This is a genomic window from Mycolicibacter kumamotonensis (assembly GCF_002086285.1).
GTDB classification, from domain to species: domain Bacteria; phylum Actinomycetota; class Actinomycetes; order Mycobacteriales; family Mycobacteriaceae; genus Mycobacterium; species Mycobacterium kumamotonense.
The window spans coordinates 68,223-85,984 of the sequence record NZ_MVHU01000020.1; the positions used below are offsets into that span (position 1 = coordinate 68,223).

Consider the following 17,762-nt stretch of genomic DNA (forward strand, 5'->3'; position numbering starts at 1 on the left):
AGCGATACAGATGAGGTCTCACGATGAACATCCACGTGGTCGCAACAACGCTACGTTCCATCACCCGCCTGGGCGCCGCGACGCTGATAGGCGGTGCCGCACTGTGGGCCCCGGGCATGGGGTCCGCCTCGGCGCAACCCTGCTCGGACGTGGAGGTGGTGTTCGCGCGCGGCACCAGCGAGCCACCCGGCGTCGGCGGCATCGGCCAATCCTTCGTCGACGCGCTGCGCGCCAAGGTGGGTGAGCGCTCCTTCGCGGTGTACCCGGTCAACTACGCCGCCAGCAGCGATCTGGGCGGCGGCGTCGACTTCGCCCGCACCGTCGTCGACGGTATCCGGGACGCCGGTACCCATATCGAGAACACCGCCGCCAGCTGCCCCAACACCCGGATCGTGCTCGGCGGCTTTTCGCAGGGCGCGGCGCTGGCCGGCTACACCACCTCGGCCGAGATCCCCAAGGAAGTGCCCGCCGAGTATCGGTCCTACCTGCCGCAGCCGATGCCGCCTTCGGTGGCCGATCACGTCGCCGCGGTCGTCTTGTTCGGCACGCCCTCGGCGGAGTTCTTGGCACCCAACGGCGCGCCCCCGGTCCGGATCGGCCCGGGCTATGCGTCCAAGACCCTGCAGCTGTGCGCCGACGGCGACACCATCTGTGATGGCGCGCCGGCCGCCGGGCCGACCATGGCGCACGCGATGTACGGGGCCAACGGGATGACGGACCAGGGCGCCGACTTCGCGGTCGCCCACCTCTGAGAGCCCGCTAGGGCAGCTCGAACGGCAATTGGATGCCCTGGTGCGGCAGGCAGTGTGTGCAGCTGCGCTCTTCGTCGACCCGCTCGATGCCTTGGTGCACCAGCTTTTTGAACGGCTCGATGTTCTTCTGGAATTCCGCGAACACGTCGGTGACCCTCACGCCGCTGCCGACGTCGACGCCGGCATCCAGGTCGGTCACCAAAGCTATTGCCGCGTAGCATATTTCCAGTTCGCGAGCCAGCACCGCCTCGGGATACCCGGTCATGTTGATCAGGCGGAAACCCGCCGCGGCGAACCATTGGCTTTCGGCGCGGGTGGAGAACCGCGGACCCTGGATGACCACCATGGTGCCGCCGTCGACGACGTCGGGCAGCCCGGTCACCGTGCTCCGCAGCGTCGGGCAGTACGGGTCGGCGAATTCGACGTGCACGCCGCCGTCGTCGAAGTAGGTGTCCACCCGGCCGCGGGTGCGGTCCACCAGCTGATCGGGCACCACCACCGAGCCCGGCGGCAGCTCCGGCGTCAAGCTGCCGACCGCGCACGGCGCCAGGATGCGCCGCACCCCCAGGGCCCGCAGCGCCCACATATTGGCCCGGTAGGGCACGGTGTGCGCCGAATACTCGTGCCGTTCGCCGTGGCGCGGCAGAAACGCGACCTCGTGGCCGCCGACGGCACCGAGGGTGATCTCCGCGCTGGGCTTCCCGTAGGGGGTGTCGCAGGGCACCCGGCGCGCGTCGTCACCGAAGAACGAGTAGAAGCCGCTACCGCCGATCACGCCCAGCAAGTCGTGCTCCTCCCACATGCAAGGATCGTGCCCATGTCGCAAAAGGCCAGCTTCGCACAGTGGATCGAAGGCGCCCGTCCCCGGACCCTGCCCAACGCGATCGCTCCGGTGATCGCCGGGACCGGCGCGGCGGCCTGGCTGGGCGCCGCGGTGTGGTGGAAGGCGCTGCTGGCGCTGATCGTGGCGCTGGCGCTGATCATCGGGGTGAACTTCGCCAACGACTACTCCGACGGTATCCGCGGCACCGACGACGACCGGACCGGGCCGGTGCGCCTGGTGGGTGCTCGGCTGGCCAGCCCGCGCGCTGTGCTGACGGCAGCGGTCACCGCACTGTCGGTCGGAGCCCTGGCCGGTTTGGCGCTGGCCCTGGTCAGCGCCCCGTGGCTGCTGGCCGTCGGCGCCGCCTGCATCGCCGGGGCCTGGCTGTACACCGGCGGGTCAAGGCCGTACGGCTACGCCGGCCTCGGCGAGATCGCGGTGTTCGTGTTCTTCGGGCTGGTCGCGGTGCTGGGCACCCAGTACACCCAGGCGCTGCGGGTGGACTGGGTCGGCGGCGCGCTGGCGGTGGGTATCGGCGCGCTGTCGTCGGCGGTGCTGGTGGCCAACAATCTGCGCGACATCGCGACCGACAAACCGGCCGGCAAGATCACCCTGGCGGTACGCCTCGGCGATGCCCGCACCCGGGTGCTGTTTGCGCTGCTGCTGGCGCTCACCGGGGTGCTGACGCTGGCGTTGACGGCCGCCACCCCGTGGTGTGCGGTCGGGTTGATCGCCACTCCCCTGGCACTGCGCGCCGCGGCCCCGGTGCGCTCCGGGCTGGGTGGCGCCGCACTGATTCCGGTGCTGCGCGACACCGGGCTGACGATGCTGGTGTGGGCGATCGCGGAGGCGACAGCGCTAGCGCTGGGTTGACTCTGCCTGACGAGATGAAAGTGTGCGCGGATTCCGCGGTAGGCGCAGAGTCAACGCCGGCGCGGTCACTCCCCGCGCAGCCGGGCCTGCAATTGCTCGCGGTCCCGGCGGCGACGCTCACCGGCCAAGGCCAAGCTGGCGGTGGCCCGGCGGCGCAGCGGGGTGAACACCCACATGCCCAACGGCAGCGCGATGATCAGCGCCAAGAGCACCGCGACCACCGGCGGGAAGTCGCTGAGCCCGAGCAGGCGCCCCAGCCCGTAGATCACCGCGCTCAATACGGCCACCAGTGCCAGCCGCGCCACGGTGTACACGATCACATCGACTACCGCACGGCCCAACGAAGCCCGACCTGTTGTCACGCTCACCAAGCCTACTGTCGGGTCCCAGAGGGTCCGGCGCCGCTAACGGTATATTCGGCGCCAGGAGGTGACGCACGTGCTCTACCTGCTCCTCGTGCTGGCCCTGGGGACGCTGATCTACATTGCTCTGCGCGCCAATCGCGCGCGGCCGAAGACCCGCGTCATCGGGCCGGACGACGATCCGGACTTCCTGTGGCAGCTCAGCCACGGCGACAACCAGCCCTAGGTGTTCTTGACGGGCAGGTTGTGAACGCGTAGGCGCTCGATGGGTGCCTTGCCTCCGATGCCGGTGTGGGGTCGGTGGACTCTTCTATGTCTTGTCAAGCGGCTTGGGGCTTGGTGTTGGGCTCGGCGTGGAGGCTTTCGAGGTTCCGGTAGAGCTGGCGGGCTAGGTAGCGCTTGAGGCAGCGTCGGATTTCCTTGGTGGTGCGTCCTTCGGCGCGGCGGCGTTCGACGTAGGCCCGGGTTTCGGGGTCGTGGGTCATGCGGGTGATGACAGCCATGTGCAGGGCGCGATTGAGGCGCCTGTCGCCGCCGCGGTTGAGTCGGTGGCGGATGGTGTTGCCCGAGGAGGCGGGTATCGGGCTGACGCCAGCCAAGGCAGCGAACGCCGCTTCGGAGCGAACCCGGCCGGCGTGAGACCAGGCGGTGTAGACGACCGCGACGGTGACGGGGCCGATGCCAGTCTTGTCCAGCAGTGCAGCGGCCTTGCTGGTGTGGATGAGATCGATGATCTGTGCCTGGTTGGCCGCGAGTTGCTCGTTGAGAGCGACCACTCGCTTGGCCATCCGGACTGCCTCGGCGCGGGCGGTGCTCGTGGCAACGTCCTCGGCCCGGGTGCGCCAGCGGGCGACCTCACCAATCTGGCCGGCAGTCAACGGCTTACGGGCGTCGATACCCAGAGCGGCTACGCGCAGCAACGCGGTGAGCGCGTTGACGGTCGCGGTGCGTTCGGTTGTCATGTGTTCACGAGCAGTGACAAGAACCCGCAATGCCGCTCGGATACCGTCGTCGCTGCGCGGCCGGCGCAGTTGCTCAGGCTCAAGGGACAAGACTGCGGCTGCGATCCTGCGGGCATCGAAGGGGTCAGACTTGCCGGCACCGCGATGGGCCCGTGCGTCCATTCGAGCTGCCTCCACAACTTCGAAGCCGGCTCGCTTCGCTACCGAAGCCAAATGGGCTCCGTAGGTGGCGACGCCTTCGATGACCCACAAGGTGGCCATCTCGCCATCGGTGCGGCGCGCGGCCCAGGCGACAGCCCGGTCCATGCCCGCAGCGGTGGCAGGGAACTGCTCAGTGGCGACCGGTTCGCCGGTGGCCGCCACCAACACGGCCAGGGTGTGAGTGCGGGCGTGGGTGTCCACCCCGATGACGAACGGGTGGGCATGCGCAACGATGGTCATAGCGGCGGGTTTCCTTCCAGAGGCGGGACAGATCCGGCCGTCAACACGGCCGGCGCCGGCCTGGATGGAAGTCACTTCGGAACAGCACTGTGATGAGCCACGATCCGCCTTCGGCGGGGACGGGCAGTCTTCTGATCAAGTCACCGAGGTGGAGCCGGGTCAGCGTCGGCCGCCCGCCCCGGTGCCGGACAAGTCCACCGAAACGCACACGCGGGGCGAATGATTGTATGAGTCACAACCCAAGGCGAGACGACCGCCGCTAACCCTGCCAGCCAGTCCCAGACCAGCCACCTGAAGACTCACAGTGATTGTAGTGATGCAGCCAGTCTTGGTAGGTCGCTGCGCGGGCGGCGTTGGACCCGTAGGTCTGGGTGTAGGCCCACTCGGCAGGTCAGGGTGCGGTTGAAGCGTTCCACCTTGCCGTTGGTCTGCGGCCGATACGGCCGGGTCCTCCTGTGCGCGATGCCTTGGCCTAATGCTTGTGCGAAACACTTTGAGCGGTAGCAGGATCCGTTGTCGGTGAGGACGCGTCGAACGGTAATGCCATGCTCTGCGAAGAAGTCGTTGGCGTTGCGCCAGAACGCCGCGGCGGTCTCCTTGCGCTCATCGTTGAGTTCTTCGGAGTAGGCCAGTCGGCTGTGGTCGTCGACCGCGTGGTGCAGATAGGCGTACCCCATTCCGCTGCGGTTTTTGCGACCGGCTTGCCGGCCGAGCTTGCGGTGCCCGCCGCCATCGGGGATACGACCGAGTTTTTTGATGTCCACGTGCACCAGATCGCCCGGCTCTGGGTGCTCGTAGCGGTTGGGCTTGGGGCGGCGTACCGGTAGGCCGGTGGCCTGATCCAGGTGCCGCAGCAGGGGCATCTTGTAGCGCTTGAGCACCGCCTGCACCGTTGAACGCGGCACGTGTAGGTGTGCGGCGATGCGATCAGGGCCCCATCGGCGGGTGAAGCGCAGCTTGATGATCCGGCGCTCCCGGCGTACCGGCAGCTGGTTGGGGCTGTGGTGCGGGCGGCTGGGCCGGTCGAACATCGCCTCAGCGCCACCGATGCGGTAGCGATCGGCCCATTTCTTCGCCGTGGCCGTCGAGCACTGGAACCGCTCAGCAGCCCGTCGGATCGACCAACCGTCATCGACAATCAATCTGGCGAGCTTCAATCGCCCCTTCGGAGTCAGCGAAGCATTAGCGTGGAGCACGAGGACCTCCTGGTGATCGGCGTGTGTGTGGTAACCACACCGATACCGGAGGTCCTCACCTACTTCCGCACACCACGCCGTTCACAACCTGCCTGGCCATTACACCTAGGGCGCTGACCGCCCGGACTTCGACCTAGACGAAGTGCTGGTTGAACCGGTCGTCGCCCGGGAAGGCTTCGGCGACGATGGCGGCCAACTCGACCAGGGCCTCGCGGGTCTCCCGCTTCAGGCGCAGCAGGTCGATCTCGGCGCCCTCTTCCAGGTGCGGGTCGAACGGCACCAGTCGCACCGCGCGGCACCGCCGGGAGAAGTGGTCGACGACCTTCTGCATGTCGACCTTGCCGCCGCGCGGCCGCACGGCGTTGATGACCGCGATCGAATTGCGCACCAGGTCCTCGTGGCCGTGCGCGTCCAGCCAGTCCAGCGTCGCCGAGGCGCTGCGGGCGCCGTCGACCGAACCGGAACTGACCACGATCATGGTGTCGGCCTTGGCCAGCACCGCTGACATGGCCGAATGCATCAAGCCGGTGCCGCAGTCGGTCAGGACCAGGCTGTAGAACCGCTCCAGCACCTGCAGGGTGCGGGCGTAGTCCTCGGCGCTGAACGCCTCCGACACCGCCGGGTCGCTCTCCGAGGCCAGCACCTCCAGCCGGCTGGGGCCCTGGTTGGTGTAGCTGCGGACGTCGCTGTAGCGCTGAATGCCATCGGCGTCGCGCAGCAGGTGACGCACCGTCGCCGGAGTCTCCATCGGCACCTTCTGGCTCAGCGTGCCGCGGTCCGGGTTGGCGTCCACGGCCACTACCCGGTCACCGCGGATGGAGGCGAAGGTGGCCCCCAGCGTCGCGGTGATGGTGGTTTTGCCGACGCCGCCCTTCAGCGACAGCACCGCGATCCGGTGACAGCCCTGCAACGGCCGATTGACCTGCACCACCAGGTCGTTGTAGCGGGCGGTGCGGGGGCTCTCCCCGACGTTGATCAGCTGACCGGACAGGGTGTAGAGCAGTCGGCGCCAGCCGGACGTGGGCGGCGGCTTGACCTGCCGCAGCAGTGACGTGGTGGACAGGTCCGAGAACGGTGCGATGGGCTCCGCCGGGCGATACGGGGCGCTGCCGCCGGGGGCACCCGGGGCGCCGCCGTAGTAGACCGGCGCCGGGTTGTCCATCGGCTGCGGCACCCAGGTCGCAGGGCCCGGGTTCCACTGCTGCTGGGCCTGGGTCTCGACGGGCGAGGGCCACGGGTCGACCGGGTCGGAGAAGCGGCGTTCGGTGCGGAAGCTGCCGAAAGACCGGGTCGCGGCCCCATCGGCCTCGCCCTGCTGCTGCAGCGGCCCGGTGTCGGGATTGCCGGCCGGGGCGTCGTCGGCCCCGGCGACCTGCTGATACGGCCGGAACTGGGTGGTCGGATGATCCGTCATGTCGTTGCCCTGGGTGGCATCACCCGGTGCGTGGTCAGACACTGATATCTCCCCCATCACGGTGGTTGGGTCGAGTCTGTGGACGTCGGTTACCGCAGGGTAGCGCAGCTGCCCTAAGCCTATCTGTCAGCAGCGTTAGCCGACTCCGGCATACGAGTGCAGTCCCACGGTCACCAGGTTGACGAAGAACAGGTTGAAGATCATCGCCACGAACCCGGCGACGTTGATCCAGGCCGCCTTGTAGTCCCGCCACCCGGCCGTCGACCGGGCATGCAGATAGGCGGCGTAGATGATCCAGGCGACGAACGACACCGTCTCCTTGGGGTCCCACCCCCAGTAGCGGCCCCACGCTCCCTCGGCCCAGATCGCGCCGAAGATCACCCCGAAGCCGAACACCGGGAACGCGAAAATCGTCGTCCGATAGGCGATGCGGTCCAGGGTTTGGGCATCCGGCAACCGTCGCACCATCCGGGCCAGCACCCCCGGGGCGTCGGGTTCGCTCAGCCGCGAGCACCGCGCCAAGAACAGCATGCTGGCCACCCCGGCCACCAGAAACACCCCCGAGCCGATACTCACCACCGACACGTGGATCGGCAGCCAATAGGACTGCAGCGCCGGCATCACCGGTGCGGCGGTCGCATAGAGCCAGCGCCCGGAGACCGTCAACAGGATCAGCACCGGCAGCAGCACGAACACCCACAGGCTGCGGTGCTGCGGACGGCGCAGTGCGACCGCGGCGGCTATCAGCCCGGAGAAGCAGGTGAGGTTGATGAATTCGTACATGTTGCCCCACGGCGGGCGCAGGGTCGCGGCGCCGCGGAAGACGATGCAGGCCAGCAGCAGGGCGATGCCCAGATAGACCAGGGCCAGGCCGGCGCGGCCCACCCGCTCGTCGAACGACCGCCGCGGCGCCGGCGCCACCACCCCGGGGGTGGCGCTGTCGGCGGTCACCGACCCGGCGGCCACCAGTTCGGCCTCGGCGGGTGTGCGGACGCGGCTGTAGGCCAGCTCGACGGCCAGCAGCAGCAGTGCGATGACCAGCACGATCAGCGCCGAGGTGAACGCCCAGTCGGAGTAGCGGGCCAGCCCGACGTCGATATGGGTGGTGTTCATCTAGGTCTCCTTGCCGAACAGCCGGGCGGTCAATCGCTCGAACTCGTCACCCCAGCCGGAGTTGTCGGTGCGTGCCAGCCCGCCCAGCTCGACGTTCACCGTACCGGTCTTAGCCGGGGTGATCCGGATCCAGATCCGGCGGCGGCGCACCACCAGCGACACCACCAGGCCGGACATCATCGTCATCGCGAACACCAGCACCCAGACCTCGGCCGGATCGTGGGACAGCTGGATGTTGATGAACGGCACGGCGCCGTCGAAGCGCACCCGGGTGCCGTCGTCGAGGCGGATCTCCTCACCCGGCTTCAGGTTGGACCGGGCCACCTTGGTCAGGCGGCCCTGGTGGATCAGCCGGGAATCCAGCGTGAACAGCCCCTGCGGCCGGCCGGTGTCCAAGCCGGTGTCACCGCGATAGACGTCGACCGCCACCGCGGGGTCGTGCAGCGCCGGGAACGCCGACGACAACAGCCCGTCGTCGAATTCCGCGGTCGGCGCGAACAGTCCCTGAATGCCGATCTGATGCTTGCGGCGTTCGGTCGCGTCGGGATAGGACCCGGCCGGGGGGTCGATGCGTACCGCACCGGACGACAGCAGGGTCAGCGGGTTGTCCGGGCGGAACTGCACCGTCTGGGTGCGGGTCTGCCCGTCGGGGAAGATCACCGTGAAGGTGGGGGCGTAGCCGTGGCCCTGCAGGTAGGCCCGGACCCCGCTCACCCGCAGCGGATGGTTGACCTCCAGCAGGTACGGCCGCCACCGGTCGGCGCGCAGGTCCTCGCCGACCTGGTAGTCGATGTGCGCCGTGAACGAGGTGGCCAGCCCGGAGACCAGGTAGTTGGCGTCGAAGTCGTTGACCCGGATGCACATCGGGTGCAGCCGGGTGCCGTCGACGGTGGTGCCGGCGCGGAACGAGTCGAACGCGGCCGGGGACGCCGAACAGAACCCGGGCCCGCCGTCGGCGATCACCATCACGTTGCCCTCGTAGCCGAACAGCCGGCCGACCGCGATCGACGCCAGCAGACCCAGCAGCGCGAAATGGAAGGTCAGGTTGCCGAATTCGCGCAGATAACCTTTCTCCGCCGAGACCTCGACGACGCCGCCTTCGGTGCGGGTGGTGCGCCGCCAGCCGCGCAGCCGGCCGGCCATCTGTGCGCCCAGGGTCTCGGCGTCGCCGGCCAGCTCGGCGGCGGCGTGTTTGGGCAGCCGGCCCAGATTGCGCGGCGCGGCGACCGGGGTAGCCCGGACACTGCGCAGATGCTCGAGGGTCCGCGGGGTCAGGCAGCCGATCAGCGAGACGCACAGCAGCACGTAGATGGCGGTGAACCAGAAGCTGGAGAAGACGTCGAACGCCTCCAGCCGGTTCAGCCACGGCCCGAGCACCGGGTGCAACGCCAGGTACTCGTCGACCTTGGCGGCGTTGAGGCTGCGTTGCGGCAGCAGTGCCCCGGGGATCGCGGCCAGGGCGAGCAGGAACAGCAACACCAGCGCGGTGCCCATGGACGTCAGCGCCCGCCAGGTGTTGCGGGCCTTGCCGGTGAGCAGACGCAGAATCGCCCTGAAACGTGCCATTTTGGGCGATTGTGTGTCTGCTGGCGGTCCAGAGGTGATGGTCATCAGATCGGCAGCCTGACATCGGAGACCAGCCCGTCGCGCACCGCGGCCACGAAGTGGCTCCACACGCCGGTGACCAACGCCAACCCGACCAAGATCAACAGCACCCCGCCGGCGATCTGCATGGCCCGGGTGTTCCGTCGCAGCCAGCCCAGCCCGGCGACCGCGCTGGCCGATCCGAAAGCCAGGGCCACGAACGGGATGCCCAAGCCCAGGCAGTAGGCGATCACCAGCGCCACCCCGCGGGCCACGCCGGCGCCGTCGGTGGCCGAGGCGACGGCGATGACGCCGGTCAGCGTCGGCCCCAAACACGGGGTCCAGCCCAGTGCGAACACCGCGCCCAGCACCGGCGCCCCCAGGACGGTCGACAGTTGTTGCGGGGTGAAGCGCAGCGAGCGCTGCAGCGCCGGGACGAAACCGAGGAACACCAGCCCCATCACGATCGTCACCGCGCCGCCGACCCGCTCCAGCAGCACCTGATTGCTGATCAAGGTGGTGGTCATGCCCAGCACGGCGACGGAGCCGAGCAGAAACACCACGGTGAACCCGGCGACGAACAGCGCCGCCGACCCGGCGACGCGCCACCGCGCCGACGGCGGGGGCTTGAGCGCACCGGGCGTGGGCTGTTCGTCGACCCCCACCACCGCGGCCAGATACGACAGGTAGCCCGGCACCAGCGGCACCACGCACGGCGAGGCGAACGACACCAATCCCGCCAGCGCCGACACCGCCAGGGCCAGCAGCAGCGGGCCGGTGGTGGCGGTGGCGGTCAGGCTGCTCACTGCGGTGCCTCGGCGACCAGCCGGTCCACCACGGGCTGCAGGTCCTCGGCGAGCACCTCACGCAGGAACACGGCCGCGACCCGGTGCTGCCGGTCGAGCACCATGGTCGCCGGGATGACCGACGACGGATAGCGGCCGCCGAACGCGATCATGGTGCGCATCGCCGGGTCGTAGATCGACGGATAGCTGATGTTGCGGTCCTTGACGAAGTCGCGGGACGCCTGGGGCTCGGGATCGCGGACGTCGATGCCCAGCAACACCACCCCGCGGTCGCGGTTGTCGTCGTAAACCTTCTGCAGCTGGCCGACTTCGGTGCGGCACGGCCCGCACCACTGGCCCCACACATTGATGACGACGACCCGGCCGGGGAAGTCGTCGACGCCGACGGTGCGCTGCGGGTCGATCAGGTCGGGCCCGGAGATCGTGCCGGGCCGGCCGCGGGCCTCCGGCGGGTCATAGAAGATGTCGGTCTTGCCGCCGGGCGAGACGAACTCGAAGGTGCCGCCGTGGGTCACCGCGTCGTCGCCGACCGAGCAGCCCGAGATCAGGGCGGCGGACACCACCCCGGCGATCAGCACCGCCCGCATCGTCAGCCGCCGGACGGGACACGGTAGCCGACGTCGACCAGCCGATCACCGTCATAGATCAGCGTGGTCACCGAGCCCACGTCGCACTGCCGCCGGCGCGGGTCGTGCCAGAGCCTCTTGCCGCTCAGGTGCAGGCGCACCGTCCACACCGGCAACTGGTGGCTGACACACACCACCTCGTGGCCGGCGGCGCGGGACCGGGCCTTGTCCACCGCGGTGGCCATCCGGTCGGCGATCTGGCCGTAGGGTTCGCCCCACGTCGGGGTGAGCGGGTTGCGCAGATGCCACCAGTACCGCGGGTTGCGCCAGGCACCGTCACCCGGCGAAACCCGTTTACCCTCAAAGATATTGGTCGACTCGATCAGGTCTTCGTCGGTGTCGACGGCCAGGCCGTGGCGGGCCGCGATGGGCGCGGCGGTCTCCTGGGCGCGCTGCAGCGGCGAGGCGATCACCGCGACGATGTCGGCATCGGCCAGCATGTCGGCAGCGGCGACGGCCTGGGCCCGGCCGGTCTCGGAGAGCCGGAAACCCGGGAGGCGACCGTAGAGAATGCGGTCCGGGTTGTGGACCTCGCCGTGGCGGATCAGGTGTACGCGGGTTTCTTCGGCCATCAGGGTGTGGACTCCGGGGTGGTGGCGGCACGGGCCGCTTGAGCCGCCCCGGGCAGCGCGGCGGCGATCCGTTCGAAAGCATCGTCGGTGAGGGCAGCCGAGACGAACCAGGCCTCGAAGGCGCTGCACGGCGGGTAGACGCCGGCTTCCAGCAGGGCGTGGAAGAACGGCGGGAAACGCCAGGTCTCGCTCGCTCGCGCGGCGGCGAAGTCGGTGACCGGCTCCGCGGAGAAGAACACGCTGAACATGTTGCCGGCCCGCGGAATCTGGTGTGCCACACCGGCGTCGGTCAGCGCCTCGGACAGCAGGGCGGTCAGCCGGTCGGCATTCTTATCCAGCGCGGCGTAGACATCGTCGTCGGCGGCGCGCAGGGTGGCCAGCCCGGCGGCGACGGCCACCGGGTTCCCCGACAGCGTGCCGGCCTGGTAGACCGGCCCCAGCGGCGCCAGCCGGTCCATCACCTCGGCCCGGCCGCCGAAGGCCGCGGCGGGCAGCCCGCCGCTGATCACCTTGCCGAACGTGAACAGGTCGGCGTCCACCGGGTCGATCCCGTACCAACCGCTGGGGCTGACCCGGAAACCGGTCATCACCTCGTCGACGATCAGCAACGCCCCGTGTTCGGCGGTGACGGCCCGCAGGTCGGCATTGAAGCCGGACGCGGGCGGCACCACGCCCATGTTTCCGGGGCTGGCCTCGGTGATGACGGCGGCGATCTGGTCACCGAATTCGGCGAAGGCCCGCCGAACCGCCTCGATGTCGTTGTAGGGCAAGACGATGGTGTCGGCCGCGGTGGCGCCGGTGACCCCGGGCGACGACGGCAGCGCCAGGGTGGCCACCCCGGAGCCGGCGTCGGCGAGCAGCGCGTCGACGTGACCGTGGTAGCAGCCGGAGAACTTGACGACCTTGGCCCGGCCGGTGAAGCCGCGGGCCAGCCGCAACGCGCTCATGGTGGCCTCGGTGCCGGAGTTGACCAGCCGGACCTTGCGCACCGCGGGCACCCGACCGATGATCTCGGCGGCCAGCTCGGTCTCGGTGCGCGTCGGCGCCCCGAAGGACAGGCCGGCACCGGCGGCCGCGCGGACCGCGTCGACCACCGCCGGGTGGGCGTGGCCGAGGATCATCGGCCCCCAGGAGCAGACCAGGTCCACATACCGGTTGCCGTCGGCGTCGGTGAGCCAGCAGCCCTGGGCCTCGGTGATGAACCGGGGTGTACCCCCCACCGAGGCGAACGCCCGCGCCGGCGAGTTGACCCCGCCGGGAATCACCGCGCAGGCCTCGGCGAACAACCGCTCCGATGCCGCCGTGGTCCGATCCGCACTAGCCACGACGACCAGTGTCCCAGCTCGGGCGGCTCGGCCGACTACAGGGTGTAGTTGTTTGGGGGTTGAGGTGACCTCGGTCGCGGAGTTGGATGGCACTCATGCAACTACCGCAACGGCTGGCCCGGTTCAACCGGCACGTCACCAACCCGATCCAGCGGATGTGGGCCGGCTGGGCCCCGAGCTTCGGAATCCTCGAACACGTCGGGCGGCGCTCCGGCAAGCCCTACCGCACCCCGCTGAGTGTGTTCAGCACCGACGACGGGGTGGCCATCCTGCTCACCTACGGCCCCGACCGTGACTGGCTGAAGAACATCACCGCCGCCGGCGGCGCCAAGCTGCGCCGGCACGGCAAGACCTTCGCCGTCACCAACCCCCGGGTGATGAGCCGCGACGAGGCGGCCCCGCACGTCACCGGCTTCGGTCGCCGCGCGTTCGGCCGGCTGCCGTTCGAGCAGGCGGTGCTGCTCACCAGGCAGAGCTGAGGTGGTGCGGTTCTCCGAGCGCCGCGCCCGGTTCAATCGGGTCGCGACCAACCGGCTGGTCCGCCCGATCTCCGGGTGGATACCGATGTGGTCCCTCGTCGAGCACACCGGCCGGCGCTCCGGGGCGACCTACCGCACCCCGGTCTCGATGTTTCACACCGCCGGTGGCGTCGCGGTGCTGCTGCCCTACGGAACCGAGCGGGACTGGGTGAAGAATCTGCAGGTGGCCGGGGGTGGACGAGCCAAGATGAACGGCAAGAGTTTCGCCGTCACCAATCCGCGGGTGGTGCCGACCGGCGAGGCGCTCGGCCTGCTGAAGCGGCCCTGGCGCCAGCTGCTCGGGCGCGCCGGGGTGCCGCACACCCTGCTGCTCGACCGCGCAGAGACGACTACCCGGTAGACGTGCCCGGGCTGCCGGGCCGTCCGGGGGTGCCGGGCGGATCTCCGGCCCCTCCGGCGCCACCTGCGCCGGCCTTTCCGGCCTCGACGCCGTTGCCACCGTCACCGCCACCGCCGCCCGGTCCGCCCGGTCCGACCGACCCGCCCGGAGCGGCCGCACCACCGGCGCCGCCCGTGCCGCCGGCACCGCCGGCGACCGCCGCGGCACCGTCCCCGGCATCGCCACCGTCGCCACCCGAGCCGCCGGCGCCCCCGTCGGGATGCGTGGCCGTGCCGGCGCCGCCGGCACCGCCGGTGCCACCCGGGCCGCCGCCGCCGCTCTCACCGCTGCCGGGGTGACCGAGCATGCCCTGGCCGCCGTCCCCGCCGTCGCCGCCGTTGCCGGCCGTGCCGGCCCACGATCCCGCGGCGCCGCCGTTTCCACCGGCGCCGCCCACCCGGCCGTGGCTGGGGACTCCGCCGAAGCCGCCCGAACCGCCGTCGCCGCCACGGCCGCCGTTTCCGCCGTTACCGTCGGAACCGGCGAGCGCGTCACCACCGTTGCCGCCCGGGGCGCTGAACCCGCCGGGCCCGGCATTGCCCATGAACACCAGATCTCCGGCGTTGCCGGCCGCCCCGCCGTCACCGCCGTTTCCACCGCTGGGGTGCTCGGCGGTGCCGGCACCACCGTTGCCGCCGTAGCCACCGGAGCCACCGGGACCGCCGAAGCCGGCCACCGCGTTACCGCCGTCACCGGCGTTGCCACCCCTGCCGCCGTCACCGCCCCCGTTGCCCCAGCCGCCGTCGCCGCCGTCTCCGCCGCGACCACCGGCACCGAACACGGAGAGGGCATCCCCACCCAGACCACCGTCGCCGCCGTTCCCCGCGGTGCCCGAGACGCTGTCCAGCCCGTCTCCGCCCCAGCCGCCTTCGCCGCCGTTGCCCAGCAGCCAGCCGCCGGTCCCGCCGTCGCCACCGTCGGCGCCGGCCCCGCCGTCGCCGCCCCAGCCACCGTTGCCGATCATCAGGGCGTTGCCGCCGTGGCCGCCGACCACGCCGGCGGCGATGTTCTCATCGGTGCCGGCGCCGTAGCCGTTGCCGCCGTCACCGAACAGCCAGCCCCCGTCACCACCGTCGGGGTGGTCGACGGTGCCGTCGACGCCGTTACAGATCAGGCCGCACGCACCGTCAAAAGCGAAGAGCGGGTTGATGATCGGATCGATCAGGGCGCCCGGCCCGATAATCCACAGGGTGCCCAGATCGTGGATGGTGGCGTAGAGCTGGTTCTGGATCAGCCCGGCGAAGACGACCTCGGCCACCGACGCCCAGGTGTAGATATCGGTGCCCACCAGGGACAGATCCAGCGTGTCCGGCGCCGGCCCCGGGTCGGCGGCGTCGATGTCGGCGATGAACTGGTCGAACGAGAACAGATCGTCGAAGTCGGCTCGCGCCGGTGCGATCGCCAGCGGACCCAGCCCGAGCGCCAGGAACGTCCCCACCGAGGTTGTGGCGGCGGCCCCGGCGCGGCGCGCGGGGTGGTGGCTGCGGTTCTCAACACGCTGACGGGGCATTCGGCGACTGTAACCAGCGGGGCCGTTGATCCACAACTGCGGAATCAGACCACTATTTTGTCCAGCAGGTACGGATCAATGAGGGGGTAGTGACCGCACGTGATATCCGCGTGCGGCCGGCCGGGTGTATTTTGTGCCGGTGCCAGCCGGCGTCCCGGGCCTCCCCGACTCGCAGTCCCCGCTCGCCTGGCTGCTGGCACCGGTGACGGTGCAGGCCTTCCTCGATGAGCTGTGGGGCGCCGCGCCGCACCACATCGACCGAGACCGAGCTGACTACTTCCACCCGCTCGCCGGGCCGTCCTCGGCTGGGCAACTCCTGGCCGCGCTGCGGACCGAACCCGCTGCGGTGCGACTGGTGCGGGGCGCCGATCATCTGCCGCCGGAGCACTACACGCTTCCCGACGGCACCCTGGATCTGGACCGGATCCACGCCGAACTGGACAGCGGCTACACGGTCATCTGCAACAACATCGAGAAGTACCAGCGCCTGATGTCCACGCTGACCCACTCGGTCGAGGTGGAACTGAACTTCCCGACGCACGTCAACGCCTACATCACCCCACCGGCCGCGACGGGTTTCCTACCGCACTACGACCACCACGACGTGCTGGTGCTGCAGATCCACGGCAGCAAGACCTGGCACTTCTACGGTGACGATCCGGTGCCGCCGCACCTGATGGCACAGATGCACGAGGTCGACCCCGCCGCGCTGCCGGAGCCGACCACCGTGCACCTGGCCGCCGGCGACACCCTGTATCTGCCACGGGGCCGGGTGCATTCGGCGCAGACGACGTCGCAGGAATCGGTGCATCTGACCGTCGGCATCCACGTGCCGACGGTGCTGACCCTGCTGACCCACACGCTGCACATGCTGAGCCTGCGCGACGATGTGGTGCACACCCGTTTGCCGGCAAGGCATCTCGACGATCCGCAGGTACGGGCGAGCCTGGGCGCGATGATTCGCGACGGGCTCGACGCCATCGCTGCGCCGGGTTCCCTCGCGGAAGGCCTTGGCGCCATGCAGGATTTCCTGGTCCGGCGCGCCCGCTGCCCGGTTGTCGGACAGGTCCGCGACACCGTCGGCCTCAACACCGACACGCCGGTGCGCAGGCAGCAGCCGCTGTACTCGCGGGTGGTCACGACAGCCGATGGCGTCGGCCTGCAGTTCGCCCAGCTGGTCGTCAGCGCCCGCCCGGACCACGAAGCGGCCATGCGGTTTCTCTCGGAGCGCACCGAGCCGTTCCGCGTCGGCGAACTGCCGGGCCTGACCTCAGTCCAGCAGGTGGAGTTGGTTCGCAGCCTGATCATGAGCGGCTTCCTGGTGCGCCCGTCCGCCGACGAAGCACCAATAAATCCATAGATGCGGAGATTTGACGCGCTATTGACCCGTATTCCCAGGCTACATCCAGTTATTCTCTTGAATTTGAGGATAGGCTCTAGGCGTTCGGTACGGGGAAAGGTGGCCATGACGGAGCCGATCTGGATGGCGTCGCCACCGGAAGTGCATTCGGCGTTGCTCAGCAGCGGTCCGGGCGCGGGACCACTGCTGGCGGCCGCGGGCACATGGGACACGTTGAGCACCGAATACGCCGACGTGGCGCAGGAACTGTCCGCGATGCTCGCCGGGGTCCAGTCCGACTCCTGGCAGGGTCCGAGCGCGGAATCCTATGTGGCGGCGAATGTTCCGTATCTGGCCTGGCTGACCAAGGCCAGTGCCGATGCCATGGTGTTGGCGGTCCAGCACCAGACCGCCGCCACGGCCTACACCTCCGCGCTGGCGACGATGCCCACCCTGGCGGAACTGGCCGCCAACCACGCCGTTCACGCGGTGCTGCTGGCGACGAACTTCTTCGGCGTCAACACCATCCCGATCGCCCTCAACGAGGCCGACTACACCCGGATGTGGGTGCAGGCGGCCACCACGATGTCGGCATATCAGGCGGCGGCCGGTGCCGCGGTGGCGTCGTCCCCGGCGGCGGCGTCCGCGCCGACGGTGCTCAACCCCGACACCCCGCCGCACCGCGACCACCACCACCGCAACGACCAGGCACCCACCCAGGACTTCGGCAACATCTACCAGGAGAGCTGGTGGACCACCCGGATCGCCGAGATCAACGAGGCCATCCAGGCCGACCTGTCCAGCAACAACCCGCTCACCAGCCTGATCAGCGACCCGGTGCTGATGACGATCGCCCCGCATTACGCGGGTGAGATCGTCCTCGGGCTGGCGCCGACGGTGACCGCGCTGACCGAGACGATGCTCGCGCTCATCGCACCGGTGTCACCGCTGGCCGGCGTCGCCAGTGTCGCCGGTCTGGCCGGCCTGGCGGGCACCAATGCCCCCGCAGCACCGGTACTGCCGCCCGGCCCGCCGATGCCCGCCACGGCCGCTGCCCCGGCGACCCTGACCGCCCCACCGTCGGCCGCGCCGGCGGCTCCCCCGGCCATGGCCCCGCCCCCCCGTACCCCCGCCCCGCCCCCCCCC

Annotated in this window: 18 protein-coding genes and 1 pseudogene; 7 read left to right on the top strand and 12 right to left on the bottom strand. The window is 70.0% G+C overall.

Annotated features, from left to right (window positions below; genetic code table 11):
* Positions 1-23 precede the first annotated feature (23 nt).
* On the top strand, positions 24-752 hold the full coding sequence (locus BST28_RS14230; RefSeq protein ID WP_083081542.1) for a cutinase family protein: 729 nt from the start codon (positions 24-26) through the stop codon (positions 750-752).
* A 7-nt stretch (positions 753-759) separates the two neighbouring features.
* On the opposite strand, the gene BST28_RS14235 is transcribed toward BST28_RS14230, so the two are convergent.
* On the bottom strand, positions 760-1,554 hold the full coding sequence (locus tag BST28_RS14235) for an S-methyl-5'-thioadenosine phosphorylase (RefSeq protein ID WP_109560704.1): 795 nt from the start codon (positions 1,552-1,554) through the stop codon (positions 760-762).
* Positions 1,555-1,569: 15 nt separating this feature from the next.
* Here BST28_RS14235 and BST28_RS14240 point away from each other — a divergent pair, with 15 nt between their 5' ends.
* Entirely contained in the window at positions 1,570-2,448 is an 879-nt protein-coding gene (locus BST28_RS14240) for a 1,4-dihydroxy-2-naphthoate polyprenyltransferase (RefSeq protein WP_083081544.1), read from the top strand.
* A gap of 65 nt (positions 2,449-2,513) precedes the next feature.
* Here the strand turns inward: BST28_RS14240 and BST28_RS14245 are convergent, their stop codons facing one another.
* Positions 2,514-2,810: a DUF4229 domain-containing protein gene (locus tag BST28_RS14245; protein ID WP_043336779.1), complete on the bottom strand. Its 297-nt coding sequence runs from the start codon at positions 2,808-2,810 to the stop codon at positions 2,514-2,516.
* A gap of 76 nt (positions 2,811-2,886) precedes the next feature.
* Between BST28_RS14245 and BST28_RS23315 the strand changes: the two genes are divergently transcribed.
* Complete coding sequence (locus BST28_RS23315; protein ID WP_085990252.1) at positions 2,887-3,036, top strand: hypothetical protein; 150 nt, start codon at positions 2,887-2,889, stop codon at positions 3,034-3,036.
* Between the two features lie 94 nt (positions 3,037-3,130).
* Here the strand turns inward: BST28_RS23315 and BST28_RS14250 are convergent, their stop codons facing one another.
* The 9 genes and pseudogenes from BST28_RS14250 to hemL form a co-directional block, all read right to left on the bottom strand.
* The gene (locus tag BST28_RS14250; protein WP_047041150.1) at positions 3,131-4,213 is read right to left on the bottom strand and encodes an IS110 family RNA-guided transposase; all 1,083 of its coding nucleotides are present in this window, start codon (positions 4,211-4,213) and stop codon (positions 3,131-3,133) included.
* A gap of 259 nt (positions 4,214-4,472) precedes the next feature.
* Positions 4,473-5,409: pseudogene (locus BST28_RS14255) on the bottom strand (IS481 family transposase).
* A gap of 133 nt (positions 5,410-5,542) precedes the next feature.
* Complete coding sequence (locus BST28_RS14260) at positions 5,543-6,871, bottom strand: nucleotide-binding protein (protein WP_420093440.1); 1,329 nt, start codon at positions 6,869-6,871, stop codon at positions 5,543-5,545.
* 87 nt (positions 6,872-6,958) lie between these two features.
* Complete coding sequence (gene ccsB / locus BST28_RS14265) at positions 6,959-7,936, bottom strand: c-type cytochrome biogenesis protein CcsB (RefSeq protein WP_083081548.1); 978 nt, start codon at positions 7,934-7,936, stop codon at positions 6,959-6,961.
* Positions 7,937-9,502 carry a cytochrome c biogenesis protein ResB gene (gene resB / locus BST28_RS14270; protein WP_083081550.1) on the bottom strand — a complete coding sequence of 522 codons (1,566 nt, stop codon included), beginning with the start codon at positions 9,500-9,502 and terminating at the stop codon, positions 7,937-7,939.
* Positions 9,503-9,546: 44 nt separating this feature from the next.
* Positions 9,547-10,326, bottom strand: a complete 780-nt coding sequence (locus tag BST28_RS14275) for a cytochrome c biogenesis CcdA family protein (RefSeq protein ID WP_083081552.1) — start codon at positions 10,324-10,326, stop codon at positions 9,547-9,549.
* On the bottom strand, positions 10,323-10,913 hold the full coding sequence (locus BST28_RS14280; RefSeq protein ID WP_083081554.1) for a TlpA disulfide reductase family protein: 591 nt from the start codon (positions 10,911-10,913) through the stop codon (positions 10,323-10,325). The genes BST28_RS14275 and BST28_RS14280 overlap by 4 nt, the downstream gene beginning before the upstream one ends.
* Positions 10,914-10,915: 2 nt before the next feature.
* Positions 10,916-11,524 carry a histidine phosphatase family protein gene (locus BST28_RS14285; protein ID WP_083081556.1) on the bottom strand — a complete coding sequence of 203 codons (609 nt, stop codon included), beginning with the start codon at positions 11,522-11,524 and terminating at the stop codon, positions 10,916-10,918.
* Positions 11,524-12,849 carry a glutamate-1-semialdehyde 2,1-aminomutase gene (gene hemL, locus BST28_RS14290; RefSeq protein ID WP_083081558.1) on the bottom strand — a complete coding sequence of 442 codons (1,326 nt, stop codon included), beginning with the start codon at positions 12,847-12,849 and terminating at the stop codon, positions 11,524-11,526. Before hemL ends, BST28_RS14285 begins: the two co-directional genes overlap by 1 nt.
* A gap of 95 nt (positions 12,850-12,944) precedes the next feature.
* On the opposite strand from hemL, the gene BST28_RS14295 reads away from it, so the two are divergent.
* Together BST28_RS14295 and BST28_RS14300 are read left to right on the top strand one after the other, a co-directional pair.
* Positions 12,945-13,328: a nitroreductase family deazaflavin-dependent oxidoreductase gene (locus BST28_RS14295; RefSeq protein ID WP_029248731.1), complete on the top strand. Its 384-nt coding sequence runs from the start codon at positions 12,945-12,947 to the stop codon at positions 13,326-13,328.
* A 1-nt stretch (position 13,329) separates the two neighbouring features.
* Positions 13,330-13,728: a nitroreductase family deazaflavin-dependent oxidoreductase gene (locus tag BST28_RS14300; RefSeq protein ID WP_083081560.1), complete on the top strand. Its 399-nt coding sequence runs from the start codon at positions 13,330-13,332 to the stop codon at positions 13,726-13,728.
* Here the strand turns inward: BST28_RS14300 and BST28_RS25110 are convergent.
* Entirely contained in the window at positions 13,718-15,277 is a 1,560-nt protein-coding gene (locus BST28_RS25110) for a PGRS repeat-containing protein (RefSeq protein ID WP_109560706.1), read from the bottom strand. The genes BST28_RS14300 and BST28_RS25110 overlap by 11 nt on opposite strands.
* 139 nt (positions 15,278-15,416) lie before the next feature.
* On the opposite strand from BST28_RS25110, the gene BST28_RS14310 reads away from it, so the two are divergent.
* Both BST28_RS14310 and BST28_RS24100 read left to right on the top strand, forming a co-directional pair.
* Positions 15,417-16,637, top strand: a complete 1,221-nt coding sequence (locus BST28_RS14310; RefSeq protein ID WP_234808290.1) for a JmjC domain-containing protein — start codon at positions 15,417-15,419, stop codon at positions 16,635-16,637.
* Positions 16,638-16,742: 105 nt separating this feature from the next.
* The coding region (locus BST28_RS24100; protein ID WP_083081564.1) for a PPE family protein at positions 16,743-17,762 on the top strand (1,020 nt) is incomplete at its 3' end.